Genomic DNA, 17,723 nt, shown 5'->3' with positions numbered 1-17,723 from the left:
ACGAGCAGAGTGCTGTTCGTTCAGTCGGAGAAGAACGCGCCCAACGCCGACATGGTAGTCGCCCATTCGGAGATCGGTCGTCCCTCCTCGCTGACCGTTTCTCGTGGCAGGACGGAGTGCCACGGTTCCGCAGGGTCGAAGGGAGAGGTCAACTCCTCGAGAAAGATGAGGGAGTTCTGAACGAACACCGTCTCGCCTGAGCGGTAGAGCGGCCAGCAGAAGATGAAGTTGCTGTTCGCCGGGTCGGTGATGGACGTCACCAGACACGAGGTCGCGGCGGAATCGTCGGCAAGAGCGACGAACGCCGAGCGCCAGCTGCGGCGGTAGTCGTCGGCGCTCCAGAAGCTGAGACTCGCGTGGAAATCCTCCTGGAAGTCCCCGATCCGGATGACACCCACCGCTTCTTCCCACGCTGTCGCGTCCGGAGGCACCCGCCCCGAGTCGAGGGTGATAGCGAATACGTCACTTCTTGACATAGTTCAGCGCCGAATCGTAGGTGCCGGTGCGCCTGCCGCGCCTGTCGAACATCTTCCAGCCATCACTCACATTGTGACCGTCCACATCAGGAGTGATGAAGTTTCTGCCATTCGAGAAGACCGGCTGGCCATGTGAGTTGAACGGCGCCCGGTTCGGGGGTACGCGCTGGTTGTAGCCCAACTCCCGTGCCCGGTCGGCCACGGATGGTCCGTAGAGATCCCGGTTCTGCTGGCTGCGTTCCGCGACCATGTCGGGGTGGTAGGGATCGCCTTCCAACGCGGGGGAGGAAGTATAGCCGGGTGGGAGGATCTCCTCCCCGGTCAAGCCCAGTGGATCGGCCAACGTACACGGATTGTGAACGTAGCCATAGTGGTTGGGCGCCGCCGCCAGCCCCAGAGGGTCAGGGCTGGTAAACCGCGCGATGGTCGGGTCGTAGTGCCGGAAGACGTTGTGGTGCCAGCCCGTCTCCGGATCGTGGTACTGCCCAGGGAAGCGCAGCGGCGTTTCGGTGCCGCCGGGCGACGCGTGTGTGGTGAGGCCCCACAGCGTGGTGTGCGATCGCCAGGCGATGGTCCCGGTCTCTTCGACCAGTTCGGTGGGCGCTCCCACCAGATCGGTGACGATCGCGAAGAACCGACGGTCCGTGTCGTCCGATCGCGCTCCCCCCGTGCTGTCCACCTGGACGACGGGGTGTGGCCCCTCGTACTCCCAGGTGCGTGCGACCGGCTCGCCACCGGGCTGTCCGGTGCCGCTCTCCTCGACGAGTGTGAAGTCGTCCCAGGTGAATCGAGTCAGTGCGATGACGCTCCCGTCGTCGGCCATCCGCTCCTTGGCCACTCGACGCCCCAAGGGGTCGTACCGGTAGTGCCAGCGCGCCCCGTCCGGGGTGATGGCACGCACCAACCGGTCCTCAGCGTCCCATTCATACCGCCAGGTCTCGGGCTTCTTGGATAGCATCGTCTTTTGACGGCTGACTGTGCGCCCGGCCCGGTCGTAGGTGTAACGAAAGCGGCCGGCGCGCGTGACCCGGCTGCCCGCGTAGGTGCGCGCGCCGTCGTGCTCCGCGACACCTGGGATGGCGCCTGCCCCACCCGTCATACGGGCAACGCGCTGGTTTCCGATCAGGTCATAGGCGTACGACTCGCTGCCCTGGGGCCGAGCGACGGTGGTGACGCGGCCGGCTCGGTCCAGCGTCAGTTCATCCACGGTTCCCGCCGCGTTGTCGGTGATGCGGGTGAGGTGGTGGTCGGATCGATAGGTGTATCCACGGTCCCGAACCTGCTGCCCGGCAAGGGTGAGCGACTGGCTTGTCAGTCGCCCCATGTCGTCCCACTCCTGCCCGAGCACGATGTCGTTGCCCAGGCTTCGTTCGGTCAGTCGCCCCTCGGCATCCCGCCGAAGGCTGAGCAGACGACCTGCGGTGGTGAGGGTCGCGGCGCGTCCCACGTCGTCGTAGCCCCAGACGCTGACGACTCCGCCCGGAGTCGTACGGGAGAGTGGGCGCCCCATCGCGTCGTAGGTGTGAGTGAGGGTGAGCCCGTCGACGGTCTCGGACAGAATCCTCCCCAACTGGTCTCGCTCGATCGCGAGATGACACGAGGGCCCCTCCGCGGCCGCCAGACGCCCCAGAAGGTCGTACTCGTAGGTGGTGACCTGGTCACCGGCACGTTTCGCGATGATGTTGCCCAGCGCATCGCGTCGATAGGTGACCGTCTGGCCGGTGGCGTTGGTGCGGGAGAGGACACGGCCCGAGGCGTCAACCGTGTAGGTGACGGTGCGACCGTCGTAGTCCGTTTCTCGCACCAGGTGGCCCGCCGCGTCGTAGGCATACTCCCAAGTGAGCCCCAGAGGCGCGACCACCCGAGTGATACGGGTCTCCGAGTCGCGCAGGAACTCGTAACGGGCGCCGTCCGATTCACAGCGGGCCGTCAGCAGGTCGAACGGACCGTACTCGAAGCGAGTGACACCACCGTGCTCGTCAACGTGACGGAGCAGGTTGCCCTCAGCGTCCCACTCCCAGGTCTGCACGCCGCCCAGAGGGTCGAGCCTGCGCAGTGGCCTGCCCTCGAGGGCGTACTCGGCCTGCTGGATGGCGCCCAGCGGGCTGATCTGTTCGGTGACCCGGCCAAGGGCATCCCGGCGGTAACGGGTCGTCTCACCCATCGGATCGGTAGTGGAGAGGGGCAACCCCGCCGCGTCACACTCGAAGCGGGTGACCTCCCCCGTGGCCACAGTGAACGAGGACATGCCTCCGTGATCGTCGTGGGTGTAGCGGGTGCGATGGCCGGCGGGATCGAGCAGCGCGACCCGGTTCCCCCTTGTGTCGAAGGACTGTTCCCAGCACGAACCATCGGCCTCCGTGAGGCTGGTGACCAGGCCGAGTTCGTTGTACTCGACCTGAACGGTCCCACCATTGGGACGCGTCAGGGCCACGAGGTGTCCGCTCTCGTCGTATGTGAAACGTGTCGTGTGTCCCACGGGGTCGGTGACGGTCACGGCACGGTCATAGCGATCCCAGGAGTGCTGGGTGGTGTGCCCCAATGGGTCGGTCTGGGCTACGAGTTGGAAGCAGTCGTTGAACTGGTAGACCGTGGCGTTGCCCAGGGAGTCGATCGCCGTGGTGCGGTACTCCTCAGGCTCATATTGGTACCGATACTCAAGCATCCGATCGGTTCCCGTACCGAAGACGCATCGCCCGGTCTCGTCGTACTTGTACCGGTACCACATGCCATTTCGGTCTTCCCAACGCGTGAGCCGCCGGGCCTCGTCATAGGAGTAGGTGAGGGGCAACCCGGAGGAGTTGTAGACCTTCGCGAGGTTTCCGGAATCGTCGTACTCGTACGCCCGCAACAATGGCTGATCGGGGTGGCTCAGAAGCCGCAACGAAGTGACGCGCCCCTCCACCACTGCGACACCGACACGATAGCCGCCGGAATGCCGCACCTCGGTGGGCGCACCTTGTTCGTCGTGGCTCAACGCGATGAAGTTGCCGTTGCGATCCTCGATCGCTTGCAGGACGCACTCGGAAGGCCTGCCTCCGGCGATGGGCGCGAATCGGAGGGTCAGACCGCTGTCCTGCTGGTGGACGCGGAAGTCAGATCCCGGCTGTCCATCCCAACTCAGCGTCCATCGGGGACCCTCAACAGGCAGTACCGGGACCTCGGTGTCGGCGAGCGGAACGGGATAGTGCAGTTCCTTACCGTCCTCGGCGAGGAAACGGACGCCATGTTCCTCCAGGACGAGTCTCTGATCGAGCGTGGAGGCCCAGGAGCGCCCGAAGAGTCGGCCGTCCCGATAGGAGGAGAGATGATGGCGACGCAGGACCAGGGGCAGGACGCCGGGTAGCTCAAGGTCGGTCGACGGCCACCCCACCTCGCCAGTGGCGTAGTCCACGGGGTCGGGGGAGAAATTCCGACGGCCCCAATCCACCGCTCGCTCCCGCAGGTTCCGACCGAGACCGCGCGCTCCCTGTGCGAGCCCTCGCAGGCCGGTGCGCCCCGCTGACGCGACGCCACGAAGGCCCCGCGCGAGTCCACCGAGAGTGGTGAGCCCCTTCATGCCCGGAATGCAGTCCAAAGCAGCGAATGCGACGTCGAGGAGTCCGGCTTCGCCTCTCGCGTATTTGATGAGGGTGTCGGCGAGGACGACGAGGGCGGCGGCCAGCACCACCCAGGCCAGCGGTCCGCCGATGATCATCACGACGACGCCGAGGACGGCGACGATGACCTTGCAGACGGCAACAATGGTGTCCCAGTTGTCGGTGACCCACTTGATCGCCTTCTGCCACCACTTGCGGTTCTGAATGCCGGCGTCACTCGCCTCGTCGATGTCACGGGCGCACTCGCGGGCGGCCTCCTCCCGCATCTCCTGCGCATCCAGGGCAAGTTGGCGGGCGGCCGCGAGGCGTTCCTCGGCGTCGTTCACCCGGGACCGGGCGGCCGTGGCGGCCGCCTCGGCGGCCCGGTGGTCACGGGTGGCGGCCCGCACATCGGCCTCGTCCGGTGGCTCGACGTCCTCCCGCTCCCCCGCGCGTTGCAGCCGCTCGGCCTCCTCACCGGCCCGGCCCACCCAGTCCTGGGCATCCCCGAGCGCCGACTGGGCGGAGGCGAGATCCGTCTGCGCGGAGATCGCCCGGTCCAGGGCGCGGTCGGCCATGCCCTGCGCCGTCTGGAGCTTGGGCCAGTAGGTCTGGAGCGCCTGCGAGCAGAGGGAGTAACTCTCCTCCAGCTTGGTCAGGTTGTCTGGCACCCCGTCGAACTCGGAGCGGAAGGCGTCCGCCGACAGTCCCGCCCAGTCCAACACCGCGCGCTCCGAGGCCAACCCTCGGATCTTCCCCAGCGCCTCACCGACATCGTCGGCGAACTCCTGGAGTTCGTCGGCCAGTTCCCGAACCTCGTCCGGATCACCGGGCGTCGGGTCCCGGTCCATGTCCACCGGACTCCAGTCGGACGCACGTGCCATGCCCCACCCCCAGGAGAAGTACCCAGATCATCCTAGAAAGCCTGAGAACACAGCGTCAAAGTCACGAACGCACCGTCACAGATCCGGGTATGAGGGACCGTCGACTGCTCCTGTCCGTTTCCCTCCATCGCCGCACGAAGGTCTGCTGTCCGTCGTGCCCCGCTGCCTGGCCGGCGTTCCGTCAACCTCGGCCCGAGGCTGGTCGGGCCGTCCTCATCAGCCCTGGAGGGTTCGCAACAAGCATGAGCCATCGGTGTGGGTGGGGCGCGCCCAGCCCGTTCCTCATCGACCCTGGAGGGTCCGCAAGGGGTCTTGTGTCAGTCGGGACGGTGCACCGACTGACACAGGTCAATGCCCCCAGTGACTTCTGTTCTGGTCCACGCACTTGCTTCGAAGTTGTCAAGATGCGCAACGCCCCTCACCGCGCCCGCCTTACCCCGCTCCTCGCCGGGTCCACGGCCGTGATCGTGAGCTGGCGTTCGGCGTCCCCCGGCGCCCGTTCCCTTGTTCCGGGTGCCGTGCCGGGGGCACCACGTAGATGGTCGCAGGGTGTTTGCGACGCTCCATGGTGCGCTTTCCCTTCATGTTGTTCTGATGGCCGGTCCCGTTGTTCACGTTCACGGGAGCGGCCTTCGTTGTGTCGTCGCAGGGGATCTCCAGCCGCACGGCTCGAAGAGCCGGCGGGACAGTTCGTCCGGGAGCAGGGGCCCATCGACCGGGATGACCGGCAGGCGGTGGAGCGGGGCGGGGTTCGGCGCCCGGTGCGTCTCCTCTTCGAGGGCGGCGAGTTCCTCCCTCAACGCCTCACGTGGGCCCCGTAGTTCGGCTCGGCGTTCGTTTCGTCGGGATGTGGGGCCAAGCCCTCATCGCGGACCGCGACGAGTGATACGTGGTTGTTCACGAATGGCCTCTTGTCACCGGCATGGGCGAACATCTCGAAGGGTACGTGGGGCCTCGTCAGCTGTCCTGGGATGCTGGTTCACGATGCTGCCGCCGCCGTCCCCACGGTCGTAGTGCCGGTGGTTGGTGTCGTGCGATCCGGTTTCCGGGTCGGCATACCGCCCGGGGAGGGGCAGGAAAAGGGTTGCGGCTTTATCGCCCTTCCGAAAAGGCTCAGGCCGTTCCGGAGCGCAGGGCGGGGAATTCCCGCATTGCCTCGGCCACTTGTTTGCCGGCCGCCTCGTGGCCGGCCGCCCAGGCGACGAATCCACTGCGTCTCTCCGTGCCCGCCTCCCCGGGCAGCGGCAGGAAGCCGCCGCCGGCGGCCGTGACGAGCACGCGGCCGGCGGCGGTGTCCCATGCGAACACGTTCGCGTTGGCCGCCAAGTCGGCCCGGCCAGCGGCCACATGGGCCAGGGCCATGGCGGACGACCCGACGCGGCGGACGTCCATGGTCTCCAACAGATCGGCAAGGAAACCCGTTTGGTGCGGATCGAGCCGCGCCTCATGACCGGGGATGTCGGTGAGCATCAGCGGCGGCCCGTCGGACACCGGCCCACGGCGGGCGGAGTGACGGCGCCCGGCGACGCTGAACCCCCCGGAGCGCGTCGCGGTGTAGGCCACGGCCGTCGTCGGGTCGAAGACACAGCCGGCCACGAAGTCGAGGCCCACGCGCGCCCCGACGGAGACAGCGAAGGCCGGAAACCCTCGGGCGAAGTTGTAGGTGCCGTCGATGGGGTCCACATACCAACGGATGTCGCCCCCCGCTGCCGGCGAACCGGCGCCGCGTTGGGTCCCCAACTCCTCGCCGACGACCACCGACCCCGGATACCGCGCGAGGAGTTCCGCCCGGATCAACCGCTCGGCCTCGGCGTCGAGTTCGGTCAGCAGATCGTGGAACGCGCCCTTCGCCCTGACATCGATGCCCTCCCGCTGGTGCTGTGCGAGGAAGCGTCCGGCGCGGACACACGCCTGCTCGGCCGCCTCGGCGAGACCGTCTTCGTCCATGTCGCCCCTCGATCAACCGTCCTCGGCCGCGCGTTCAGCGCCGGCCGGATGAAAGGGATTCGCAGCGTAGTGCGCCGCCGGCTTCGACCGCGAGCGGCCGGCGGAATTCTTCCGGGTATAGCCGTTCGGTCACCCTGATCGAGCGCTCGATCGTTTCTTGTCCAGCCGGCTGGGCGGCGTCCATGGTTGGTGCATCGGCATTCTGGATGACGGTCGTTCCTGACGTCGAACGTCGAGCGGAGACCGTTTCTTCGACGCCTGGAATCGAGGGCCAGCGTGATGCCGCGGCGGAGTCCCGATATCGGGCCAGCGGTGACGGCACCACTGCCCGCGATCTCCCTCGGGACCGGAACGCGTCGGTCGAGCACGACGCCCCGCGACCGAGCGTCCCGCTCATCCGCCACCCGGCCTGGGCCGATCGGGTGCCGGCCGGCGACCTGGCCACGCAGCTCGAACGCGCCGGGCTCGCCGTCCGCGCCACGGGATCGCGCTCCACACGAACCGAGAACGACCAGAGGATCACCTGAGCCCATGGACGCCGAGCGGACGGCGGGCCATGGACCACTGAACGGCGCCGGCCGCTGCCCGGCTGACGGACGAGGCCACCCGACCGTGGTGCGTTCCCGTCATGACACAGCAATGTGGCAACACGAGTTCAGCCCGCCCTCGGCGGATGCGGCTGGATCTCCTGGGCTCGGCACACCACACGGCTTTCGGCGAGCGAATGACCGCGTGCCGCTCATTCTCGTCGCGCTACCACCCCAAGGCGATTGCCCCCTTTCGACCCGCCTGACGGGACTGCCCCTGATGCCCTCTCCCGTGCGCGAGCGGGCGGGTTTGGGGCGGCCGTGAGCCGCCGCGAGACAAAGGCGAGCACTCCGCTTGCCCAAGCGGGCGGGTTGACGTCCGAACGGGCGCTAAGTAGCGTTCCTACTGCAAACATCCTTAGCTTTGCCACCTTGCGGCAGGCGGCAGTATCACCCAGTGCAGCGAGGCAAACCACGGCTTCGTTCGCGCGACGTGACATCCGGACATGATGTTCGCAGTGTGTGCACCAGCGATCCGAACGTCGCGTGGACGCGTGCGTGTCGCGCGGGGGAACGACGCGAACTTCCAACGTCAGCACCTTGAATGCGTGAGATGGCTGAACGGAAAGCGGGGAATCGTGGCAACAGGTTCCGCATCTGCGTCGGAGGCCAGGGCGGGTGTGGCCCGAAGCGCGGTGATCATCTGTGTCGAGGATCAGGTTCTCGATCTCGGAATGCGGGCCCTGCTTTCTGAAACGGACCTCGACATGGAGACCCACTTCGCCCGGAACGAGGAAGACCTCGTGCGTGGCGTTCGGGATCTCAGGCCGGACGTGGTCGTGCTCACCGTGGAGAGCCGGAGACACTGGGACCGGGTGGAGGCGGAGTTTCCCCAACACGCCGCGCGTCTGCTCGTGATCGTCGATCAACACCTGTTACTGCACGGAGGCGTTGACCGGATGCCGGCGGACGGCTATCTGGTCCGCCAGAAGGTGACGGCCAAGACTCTCGCCCGCGCCCTGAGCCAACTCGCCGCCGGAGAGATGGCGATCCCCGTCGAGGTCGGCCGACGGCTGCTGCGCGGGTCCGGTGCGACGCCGGCGGCCAACCGCCCCGCCGCGCTGACCGCACGGGAGCGTGAGGCGCTGCTCCTCCTGGTCCACGGCCTTTCGAACAAGCAGATCGGCCGACGACTGCTGATCTCCGAGCACGGCGCCAAGCGGCTGGTCGGCAGCGTCCTGCTCAAACTCAACGCCAACAACCGGACCAGGGCGGTCGTCAACGCCATCAGGGCCGGCCTCGTCGACGGGGCGGCCATGGACGCCTAGGCGTGTTGTCCGGACCGGTTGGGGCGCGGTGGTTCACGGCGTGACGGCGTCGAGCCAGGCGGTCAGGAGCCGTTGGTTTCCTCGGGGCGTTCCTGTTGGAGCCAGTGGCCGCAGCCGTCAAGGAGGTGGGAGGCGGCCAGGCCGGGAGGACGCCGGCGGGGAAGCGGTCGCGCAGTTGGCCGCCGTGGGCGACGAAATGCGGGTCCGGCTCGTTCTGGGTGGGTATGGTGTCGGTGGGCCGGGGCCCGCCGGGCGGCGCGTAGGGAACGCTCAGCAGGCCGACGGCCCGGAAGACCTCGGGGTGGAGCAGAGCGGAGGTGGCGGCGATGTGGGAGCCCCAGTCATGCCCGATCACCACCGCGTTCTCCGCGCCGAGGGCGCGCACGACGGCGACGTTGTCCTCGACCAGTTCGAGCATCCGGTAGGCGTCGACCGCCGCCGGCTTGGAGGAACGGCCGTAGCCGCGCACGTCGAGCGCCACCGCCCGGTAGCCGGCGGCGGCGAGGGCCGGGAGTTGGCGGCGCCAGGAGTACCAGGACTCGGGGAAGCCGTGCACGAGCAGCACCAGCGGGCCGCTGCCCTGCTCGACGAGGTGCAGGCGCCCGGCGGGGGCCTCCACGGTGCGGTGGCGGAGCGCGGCGGTCGGCGTTGCCGTTTCGCCAAACGGCGGCCGGGCGCGGGGCGGGGCGGCCGGGTGCGGGGCGGCTGGCGACTGGCGACTGGCGACTCCGGAGGGTGACGGCGAAAACAAGCACCTTGAGCGCGGCGCGACAGGGCGTCGGGAAAGCCCCTGAGCGACCGTCTCTCGCATTTTCGGGGATTCGAGGCAGGGGGGATCGGACGTAAGCGCGTTGGGGCGGCACAGCGGGGCACAGAGAGGTTCTGGAGCTGTCGACGAGGGGGCGCTCCGGTAGGGTCGGGAGGGTTCCGGTGGTCGATGGACCAGGGTCCGCGTGCCTCCGGGGCCCTGTTTGGGCCGCCCTGCCCCGTTTCCGTCAACTGTCCGGCCGCTCCCGCACGACGATGCGTGAGCGCGGTCCGCCATGCCCGAAAAGAGAGCGTCTGTGACCACGTATGACACCCGCACCGCGCCCGGTAGTTCCGGCCCCGAGCAGTTCGGCCCCGCAGGCCCGGCGTCGTATGACGCCAACGCGATCACCGTGCTCGACGGGCTGGACGCGGTGCGCAAGCGGCCCGGGATGTATGTCGGTTCCACGGGCGCGCGGGGGCTACACCACCTGGTGCGGGAACTCGTCGACAACGCCGTGGACGAGGCGCTCGCCGGGGTGGCCGACCGGATCGACGTGACGCTGCTGCCCGACGGCGGCGTGCGGGTGGTCGACAACGGCCGGGGCATCCCGGTGGGGACGCATCCGGTGGAGCAACGGCCGGCCGTCGAGGTGGTGTTGACCGTGCTGCACGCGGGCGGGAAGTTCGGGGGCGGCGGGTATGTGGTCTCCGGCGGCCTGCACGGCGTGGGCCTGTCGGTGGTGAACGCGCTGTCGACCCGGCTGTCGGTGGAGATCTGGACCGACGGCCACCGGTGGACGCAGGAGTACCGGCACGGCGAACCCACCGCGCCGTTGGCCCGCCACGAGGCGAGCCAGCGCACGGGCACCTCGTTGACGTTCTGGGCGGACGGCGACATCTTCGAGACCACCGACTACTCCTTCGACACGCTGGCCAGGCGTTTCCAGGAGATGGCCTTCCTCAACCGTGGGCTCACCCTGACCCTCGCCGATGAACGCCCCACGGCCACCGCCTCCGACGCCGACGCCGACGCCGTCGCGAGGACGGTCTCCCACCGCTACGACGGCGGCATCGCCGACTTCGTCGCCCACCTCAACGCCCGCAAGGGCGAGCCGGTTCACCCCTCGGTCATCACCATCGCCGCCCGGGACACGGAACGGCTGCTGTCGGCCGAGGTCGCCCTCCAGTGGAACAGCCAGTACAGCGAGAGCGTGTACTCCTACGCCAACGCCATCCACACGCACGAGGGCGGCACCCACGAGGAGGGGTTCCGCACGGCCCTGACCACCGTGGTCAACCGCTACGCGCGGGAGAAGAGGTTGCTGCGGGAGCAGGAGGCCAACCTCTCGGGCGAGGACGTCCGCGAGGGCCTGACCGCGATCGTCTCGGTGAAGCTGGGCGAGCCGCAGTTCGAGGGCCAGACCAAGACCAAGCTCGGCAACACCGAGGCGCGCACGTTCGTGCAGAAGGTCGTCCACGAGCGGTTGACCGACTGGTTCGACCGCAACCCGCACGAGGCCGTCGACGTCGTGCGCAAGGCCATGCGGGCGGCCACGGCCCGGGTCGCGGCTCGCAGGGCGCGCGAACTCACCCGCCGCAAGGGCCTGTTGGAGACGGCGGCGCTGCCGGGCAAGCTGTCCGACTGCCAGTCGAACGACCCGGCGATGTCGGAGATCTTCATCGTGGAGGGCGACTCGGCCGGCGGCAGCGCCAAGTCCGGCCGTAACCCGCAGTACCAGGCGATCCTCCCGATCCGGGGCAAGATCCTCAACGTGGAGAAGGCCAGGATCGACAGAATCCTGCACAACCAGGAGATCCAGGCGATCATCTCCGCGTTCGGCACGGGCGTGCACGAGGACTTCGACATCGCCAGGCTCCGCTACCACCGGATCATCCTGATGGCGGACGCGGACGTCGACGGGCAGCACATCAGCACGCTGCTGCTGACGTTCCTGTTCCGCTTCATGCGGCCCCTGGTCGAGGAGGGACACGTCTACCTCTCCCGGCCGCCGCTGTACAAGATCAAGTGGAGCCGGGACCACGTCGAGTACGCCCACTCCGACCGCGAGCGCGACGCGCTCGTGGAGCGGGGCCGGCGGGCCGGCAGGCGGCTGCGGGACGACTCCATCCAGCGGTTCAAGGGCCTGGGCGAGATGAACGCCGAGGAGTTGCGCGTCACCACCATGGACCCCGACCACCGGGTCCTGGGTCAGGTCACCCTCGATGACGCGGCCGCCGCCGACGAGCTGTTCGCCATCCTGATGGGCGAGGACGTGGCGGCCCGACGCCACTTCATCCAACGCAACGCCAGGGACGTCCGCTTCCTCGACATCTGACCCGAGTCCCCCGCTGTCCGCGTCGGTCGGGGGGTTCCCCGGCGGGCGGGGAGGCGAAGGCCGCCCGTCACGGCCTTGGTTGGGTGTCGATCTCGTGGATCAGCTGCTCGACGCGGGTGCGGATCGCGTCGCGGATGGGGCGGACGGCGTCGGGGCCCCGGCCGGCGGGGTCGTCGAACGGCCAGTCGCGGTAGTGCTTTCCGGGGAGGACGGGGCAGGCGTCGCCGCAGCCCATGGTGATGACGTAGTCGGACGCCTCGACGGCGCCGGTGGTCAACGCCTTCGGCCGCTCGGCGGTGATGTCGATGCCCGCCTCCCGCATGGCCGCGACGGCGGCCGGGTTGATGCGGTCGGCGGGCAGGGAGCCGGCCGAGCGGACCTCGATCCGGTCGCCGGCGAGATGGGCGAGGAAGCCGGCGGCCATCTGGGAGCGGCCGGCGTTGTGGACGCAGACGAACAGCACGGAGGCGCGGGGGGCGGTGGGCTCGGGGAGCACGGCGGGACGTCCTTCAGCGGTCGGCGGGCAGGTCGAGCATCGCCGACATCGCCGCGACGACGGAGGGGGCGACGGCGTAGTAGACCCAGGTGCCCCGGCGTTCGGAGGTCAGGAGTCCGGCCTCGCGGAGCTTCTTCAGGTGGTGGCTGACGGTGGGTTGGGAGACGCCGACGTCGGCGATGTCGCAGACGCACGCCTCGCGTCCGGGGTGGGCGGCGACCTTGGAGAAGAGCCGCAGCCGCACCGGGTCGGCCAGGGCCTTGAACATCGCGGCCATCCGTTCGGCGTCCGGCACGGACAGCTCCCCCGCCGTCAGCGGCGGGCAGCAGGGCGCGGCCGCGTTCTCGCCGGGCAGCACCGGGAGTTGGGGCCGCTGCGATCCCGAATTCGACATGCCTCTATGTTGACAGACATCGATATCAAGTGCCAGGCTCCGGAGTGGATATCGACAACCGTCGAATCAAGGATGGCGGGAAGGTGGCAAAGGAATGGTGGCTATGCCGGAGCGCAACGCCCTGCCGATCGCGGTCATCGGCGCCGGGCCCGTGGGGCTGGCGGCCGCCGCCCAACTCGTCGGGCGCGGCCTGACGCCGCTGGTCCTGGAGGCCGGCCCGACGGCCGCGACCGCCGTCCGCGCCTGGGGCCATGTGCGCCTCTTCTCCACCTGGGCCGAACTCGTCGACCGCGCCGCCGAGAAGCTGCTCGCCCCGACCGGCTGGACCCCGCCCCCGAGCGACCGGTACCCGACGGGCGCCGACTGGGTCGCCGACTACCTCCAGCCGCTGGCCGACGCCCTGGGCGACCGGGTCCGCTACGGCACCGTCGTCACCGGCCTGGCCCGCGCCGGCCGCGACCGGGTGGCGGACGCCGGCCGGGACCGGCGGCCGTTCACCGTTCACCTGACCACCGCCGACGGCGGCGAGGAACGCGTCCCGGTCCGCGCGGTCATCGACGCCTCCGGCACCTGGTCCACCCCCGGCCCTCTCGGCGCCGACGGCCTCCCCGCCGTCGGCGAACGCGAACTGGCCGCGCGCGGGCGCCTCGGCTACCGCATTCCCGACCTCCACGACCCCGCCGTGCGCGCGACGTTCGCCGGGCGGCGGACCGCCGTGGTCGGCGCCGGCGCCTCGGCGTTCACCACGCTCGCCGCGCTGGCCGAGCTGGCCGGGACCGAGGAGGGCGCGGGCACCGAGGCGCTGTGGGTGACGCGGCGCGCGATCTCGGCGACCACCTTCGGCGGCGGCGCCGCCGACCAACTCCCGGCGCGCGGCGCCCTGGGCCTGGCCGCCAGGGCGGCCGTCGCCGCCGGCCACGCGCGGGCGGTCGACGGCTTCCGCACCGTCGCCGTCGAACGGGACGCCGACAACCGGCTGGTGCTGGTCGCCGAGGACGGCCGCCGCACCGCGCCCGTGGACCGGATCGTCGTGCTCACCGGCCTGCGCCCCGACCTCTCCTTCCTGACGGAGGTCCAACTCGGCCTGGACGAACGGCTCTCCGCCCCCGTCGCGCTGGCCCCGCTGATCGACCCCGACGTCCACTCCTGCGGCACGGTCCGCCCGCATGGCGTGGCCGAGTTGGCCCAGCCGGAGCCCGGCCTGTTCCTGGCCGGGGCGAAGTCCTACGGCCGCGCGCCCACGTTCCTGGCGATGACCGGCTACGAGCAGGTCCGTTCCCTCGCCGCCGCGCTGGCCGGGGACCTGGCGGCGGCCCGGAGCGTCGCGTTGACCCTGCCGGCGACGGGGGTCTGCGGCGGCGGCGGGCTGCCGGCGGGCGTCGGGCTGCCGGACCCGGCCGGAGCCGCGCCAGGCCCCGACGTCCGGGGGCGGGACGCCGGTTGCTGTGCCGGGCCGCGCCCGCTCCCGCCGATCGGCGCGCCCGCCCGACCGGCGGCCGGCGGGGAACGGCGCGCGGCGGGCGGCGGCTGCTGCGGCACGGGCGGGGCCGGCGACCGGACCGATGACGGGGCCGGCGACGGCTGCGCCTGAGCGGGAACGCCGCGCCGCGCCCCCGCCCGTGGCGGGCTCAGCCGTGGCGGGCTCAGCCGTGGCGGGCTCAGCCGTGGCGGGCTCAGCCGTGGCGGACTCACCCGTGGCGGACTCACCCGTGGCGGACTCACCCGTGGCGGACTCACCCGTGGCGGGCGAAGGCGGCGGGGAGGTCGGCGGGTGGGGTGCCGGCGGCGAGGAGGAGGCGGAGCAGGACCCGGGCCTTGTAGGGGTGCAGGAACCCGCCGTTGATCAGGCCGCGTTGCTGGAGGTCGGCCTCGGAGCCGGCGCCACCGTAGGTGTGCCGCAGGACCGTGCCGGCCCCGGTGCGGGAGGTGAGCACGACCGGCAGCCGTTCGGCCAGCGCGCCCAGCACGGGCGCCAGCGGCGCCGCGACATGCCCGACGCCGAAGGCCGCGACGACCAGCCCCTGGTGGGTGGCGGCGAGCCCGTCGAGGAGCGCGCCGTCGTCGTCCAGCGTCGCCGTGTGGAGCGCCACCTTGGTCGCGGCGAGCCGCGCCGGGTCCGGCGGGGTCGGGAGGGGCTCGGGGCGCGGCGGTCGGGCCAGGATGTGGACGCGGTCCTCGGCGAGTTGCCCGATCGGGCCGAGGTCCGGGGACGCGAAGGCGCCGGGGTGCGAGCTGTGCGTCTTCCGCACCCAACGCGCCGCGTGGACCGCGTCGTTGAAGACGACCACCGCCCCGAGCCCGCGCGCCTCGGGGGCGGCGGCGACGCGGACGGCGGCCAGCAGGTTGGCCGGGCCGTCGGCCCCCGCCAGCGTCGGGTTGCGCATCGCCCCGGTCAGCACGAACGGCTCCGGGTGCGGCCAGAGCAGGTCGGCCAGGTAGGCGGTCTCCTCCAGGGTGTCCGTGCCCTGGGTGACGACGACCCCGGCGGCGCCGGCGGTCACCGCCCGGGACGCGGCGTCCAGCACGTCGAGGAAGTCGGCGAACGTCAGGTTCGCGCTCCCGACGGCCAGCGCGTCGCGCACGTCCAGGGTCACCCCGAGGTCGCGCAGCCCGGGCACGGCCGCCGCGAGGTCGGCGCCGCGCAGCCCGGCGACGACCCCGCCTTCCGGGTCGTCCGTGGCCGGCGCGGCCATCGCGATGGTGCCGCCGAGGGTGAACCAGACGACGTTCACGGTCTTCACCGTCCGTTCTCCGTTCTCCGTCGGGGGTACAGCGCGGCGGCCTGTCGGGCGGTCAGGGTGCGGGCGTCGCGGCCGTGGAGCAGCAGGGCCAGTCTGGCGGTCTCCTCGATCTCCTCGACCGCGTCCACGGCCGCCTCCAGCGTCGGCGCGGCGGCGAGGGAGCCGTGGTGGGCGAGCAGCGCGCACCGCGCTTCGGGCGGGGTCTCGGCGAGCGCGCGGGCCAGGCCGGGGTCGCCCGGCGGGAAGTAGCCGACCAGCGGCAACGGGCCGACGCGCATCGCGAAGTACGCGGTGAGCACGGGCAACGGCCGGGCCGGGTCGAGCCCGTTGAGGCAGGAGACCGCGACCGCGTGGGTGGAGTGCACATGCGCGACGGCCGCGACGTCCGGGTGGCGCCGGTAGGAGACCTGGTGCAGCGCCAGTTCCTTGGACGGCCGGTCGCCGGCGAGCAGTTCGCCCGCCGGGCCGACCAGCGACAGCCGGTCGGGGTCAAGCCGCCCGAGGCAGGCGTTGGTGGGGGTCATCAGCAGCCGGTCGCCGATCCTGACGCTGAGGTTCCCGGTCCGGCCCGGGGTGATCCCCCGGTCGTAGAGCGCCCGGCCCAGTTCGACGATCGCGGAACGGGCCCGCGCCTCGGCGTCGTTCGACGGCTCAGCCGCTTCCGTGCGGTTCGCCGGCTCAGTCACGGTCGCCCTCCACGGTGCCGTCGCCGGCCCGTTCCGCCCGACCGGCCTCGCCGGCCGCCGGCTCCCCCCGTTCCCCCGGCTCCCGTTCCCCCGGCTCCCCCGGTTCCGCCAGGCGCGCGAAGGCGTCGAGGAAGAAGTCGTCGCCGCCGAAGTTCCCCGACTTGAAGGCGAGCGCGACGTGCGGCTCGGCGGAGAACGTCCAGGGCACCCCGGTGCAGATCTCGGGACCGATGCGGACCCGGTCGACCCCGAGGGCCTCGGCCACCGCGCCGCTGGTCTCCCCGCCGGCGACCACCAGGCGGCGCACGCCCAGCGCGGTCAGGCCGACGGCCAGCCGGCCCATCGCCTCCTCCACGACCGCCGCCGCGCGGGCGCGGCCCAGCGCGCGCTGGGCGCGGGCGACGGCCTCCGGCGCGGTGTCGGCCGCGATCAGGACCGGGCCGCGCCCGAGGCGGCGGCCGGCCCAGGCCAGCGCCTCGCCGACCGTGCCGCCGTCGGCCGCCAACTCCCGGGCGTCCAGGCGCAGTACGGGATGGCGCCGGGCGAAGGCCGCCACCTGCCGGGCGGTGGCCCGCGAGGCGCTGCCCGCCAGCACCGCCGATCCCCCGGCCGGCGGCACGGGCGCCGCCCCGCCGGCAACGCCGGCCGCCCGGGCCAGCGCCGCACCCCAGGCGGCGCCGAACGGCGCGCCCCCGGCGTTCAACGGCCGGTCGCCGGCCGCCGCCGCGAGGGTGTCCAGGTCCGCGTCCCTGACCGCGTCGGCGATGACATGGCGCACGCCGTCAGCGGCCAGGCCGCGCAGCCGCTCGGCGCTGGCGTCGGGGCCCCGGTCCACCACGTCGAACGGCAACAGGCCGACGGCGGCGGCGGTCTGTTCGCCCAGCACCCGGAGCAGGTTGGGGTCCCGCATGGGCGTCAGTGGGTGGTCCGCCATCCCGGACTCGGAGAGGAGCGCCCCTTCGACGAAGAGGTGGCCCAGGTAGAGGGTCCGGCCGTTGGCCGGGTACGCGGGGCAGTGCACCGCGCCGGCGGCCCCCAGCTCCTCGCTCAGGGCGTCGGTCACCGGGCCGATGTTGCCCTCCGGGACCGAGTCGAAGGTGCTGCAATATTTGAGGTACACGTGCTGGACGCCCTGCGAGCGCAGCCAGCGGCAGGCCCGCAGCGCCAACTCCCGCGCCTCGGCGGGCGGGGCGGTCCTGGTCTTCAGGGCGACCACGACGGCGTCCGGGTCGGGGTCGAGCGGCCCCTCGGGCACCCCGAAGACCTGGGTGGTGGCGACGCCCCGGCGCACGAGGGCGCCGGCGAGGTCCGTGGCGCCGGTGATGTCGTCGGCGATGCATCCCAGGAGCGGCAACGCGCACCTCTTTCAAGGACGAGTAATGCATACGGTTTCGGACTGGTGGCGCGGTGCGCGCCGGACGGGACCGACCGCGTCCCGCACCGGCTGAACGCTTGTCTGGCAGGGCTTTTGCGGGTGAAGGCGGGCGGCCGCCGTTGCCGCTCCACACCGGGTGAGCCGGGGGCCGGCCGGCCGTTGGGGAGCGCGGTGGGGACGATCGGCCCCCGCATACGCATGTCAT

The 17,723-nt window shown here is 71.2% G+C and carries 13 protein-coding genes; 3 read left to right on the top strand and 10 right to left on the bottom strand.

Annotated elements, in window-relative coordinates; translation table 11 throughout:
- Nucleotides 1-20 precede the first annotated feature (20 nt).
- The 4 genes from FH609_RS17490 to FH609_RS31135 form a co-directional block, all read right to left on the bottom strand.
- Nucleotides 21-476, bottom strand: a complete 456-nt coding sequence (locus FH609_RS17490) for a hypothetical protein (RefSeq protein ID WP_193317928.1) — start codon at nt 474-476, stop codon at nt 21-23.
- Entirely contained in the window at nt 463-4,938 is a 4,476-nt protein-coding gene (locus FH609_RS17485; protein ID WP_139668631.1) for an RHS repeat-associated core domain-containing protein, read from the bottom strand. Before FH609_RS17485 ends, FH609_RS17490 begins: the two co-directional genes overlap by 14 nt.
- Nucleotides 4,939-6,051: 1,113 nt before the next feature.
- Entirely contained in the window at nt 6,052-6,885 is an 834-nt protein-coding gene (locus FH609_RS17480) for an inositol monophosphatase family protein (protein ID WP_139668629.1), read from the bottom strand.
- A 34-nt stretch (nt 6,886-6,919) separates the two neighbouring features.
- Nucleotides 6,920-7,069 carry a hypothetical protein gene (locus tag FH609_RS31135; protein WP_193317927.1) on the bottom strand — a complete coding sequence of 50 codons (150 nt, stop codon included), beginning with the start codon at nt 7,067-7,069 and terminating at the stop codon, nt 6,920-6,922.
- A 1,110-nt stretch (nt 7,070-8,179) separates the two neighbouring features.
- On the opposite strand from FH609_RS31135, the gene FH609_RS17475 reads away from it, so the two are divergent.
- Complete coding sequence (locus tag FH609_RS17475) at nt 8,180-8,740, top strand: helix-turn-helix transcriptional regulator (RefSeq protein ID WP_226961764.1); 561 nt, start codon at nt 8,180-8,182, stop codon at nt 8,738-8,740.
- Here the strand turns inward: FH609_RS17475 and FH609_RS17470 are convergent.
- Complete coding sequence (locus FH609_RS17470; protein ID WP_319789603.1) at nt 8,700-9,359, bottom strand: alpha/beta hydrolase; 660 nt, start codon at nt 9,357-9,359, stop codon at nt 8,700-8,702. The two genes, FH609_RS17475 and FH609_RS17470, sit on opposite strands and share 41 nt — an antisense overlap.
- Nucleotides 9,360-9,804: 445 nt before the next feature.
- Between FH609_RS17470 and gyrB the strand changes: the two genes are divergently transcribed.
- Entirely contained in the window at nt 9,805-11,826 is a 2,022-nt protein-coding gene (gene gyrB, locus FH609_RS17465; protein WP_139668624.1) for a DNA topoisomerase (ATP-hydrolyzing) subunit B, read from the top strand.
- 67 nt (nt 11,827-11,893) lie between these two features.
- Here gyrB and FH609_RS17460 read toward each other — a convergent pair whose 3' ends face one another.
- Both FH609_RS17460 and FH609_RS17455 read right to left on the bottom strand, forming a co-directional pair.
- Nucleotides 11,894-12,322 (bottom strand): arsenate reductase ArsC, encoded by a 429-nt coding sequence (locus FH609_RS17460; RefSeq protein WP_226961763.1) that lies wholly within the window; start codon nt 12,320-12,322, stop codon nt 11,894-11,896.
- A 13-nt stretch (nt 12,323-12,335) separates the two neighbouring features.
- A complete protein-coding gene (locus FH609_RS17455; protein WP_139668622.1) occupies nt 12,336-12,716 on the bottom strand; it encodes an ArsR/SmtB family transcription factor in 381 nt (126 codons plus the stop codon).
- A gap of 97 nt (nt 12,717-12,813) precedes the next feature.
- Here FH609_RS17455 and FH609_RS17450 point away from each other — a divergent pair, with 97 nt between their 5' ends.
- Nucleotides 12,814-14,307 carry an FAD-dependent oxidoreductase gene (locus FH609_RS17450; RefSeq protein WP_405379001.1) on the top strand — a complete coding sequence of 498 codons (1,494 nt, stop codon included), beginning with the start codon at nt 12,814-12,816 and terminating at the stop codon, nt 14,305-14,307.
- Between the two features lie 142 nt (nt 14,308-14,449).
- On the opposite strand, the gene FH609_RS17445 is transcribed toward FH609_RS17450, so the two are convergent.
- From FH609_RS17445 to otnK, 3 genes are read right to left on the bottom strand one after another with little or no spacing between them, the layout of a single operon-like run.
- A complete protein-coding gene (locus tag FH609_RS17445; RefSeq protein WP_319789602.1) occupies nt 14,450-15,457 on the bottom strand; it encodes an asparaginase in 1,008 nt (335 codons plus the stop codon).
- A complete protein-coding gene (locus FH609_RS17440; protein WP_139668618.1) occupies nt 15,454-16,143 on the bottom strand; it encodes an aldolase in 690 nt (229 codons plus the stop codon). Before FH609_RS17440 ends, FH609_RS17445 begins: the two co-directional genes overlap by 4 nt.
- On the bottom strand, nt 16,136-17,497 hold the full coding sequence (gene otnK, locus FH609_RS17435; protein ID WP_139668616.1) for a 3-oxo-tetronate kinase: 1,362 nt from the start codon (nt 17,495-17,497) through the stop codon (nt 16,136-16,138). Before otnK ends, FH609_RS17440 begins: the two co-directional genes overlap by 8 nt.
- Nucleotides 17,498-17,723: the final 226 nt, after the last annotated feature.

Source organism: Streptomyces sp. 3MP-14 (genome assembly GCF_006334905.2).
Classification (GTDB): Bacteria; Actinomycetota; Actinomycetes; order Streptomycetales; family Streptomycetaceae; genus Streptomyces; species Streptomyces triticirhizae.
Note: the sequence above shows the minus strand (reverse complement) of the source record. Positions and strands in the feature narration are given on the sequence as shown.

Bases quoted from the DNA above. Each gene is read 5' to 3' on its own strand.
- FH609_RS17490 (WP_193317928.1), bottom strand. From the start codon at position 476: ATGTCAAGAAGTGACGTATTCGCTATCACCCTCGACTCGGGGCGGGTG.
- FH609_RS17485 (WP_139668631.1), bottom strand. From the start codon at position 4,938: ATGGCACGTGCGTCCGACTGGAGTCCGGTGGACATGGACCGGGACCCG.
- FH609_RS17480 (WP_139668629.1), bottom strand. From the start codon at position 6,885: ATGGACGAAGACGGTCTCGCCGAGGCGGCCGAGCAGGCGTGTGTCCGC.
- FH609_RS31135 (WP_193317927.1), bottom strand. From the start codon at position 7,069: ATGGACGCCGCCCAGCCGGCTGGACAAGAAACGATCGAGCGCTCGATC.
- FH609_RS17475 (WP_226961764.1), top strand. From the start codon at position 8,180: ATGGAGACCCACTTCGCCCGGAACGAGGAAGACCTCGTGCGTGGCGTT.
- FH609_RS17455 (WP_139668622.1), bottom strand. From the start codon at position 12,716: ATGTCGAATTCGGGATCGCAGCGGCCCCAACTCCCGGTGCTGCCCGGC.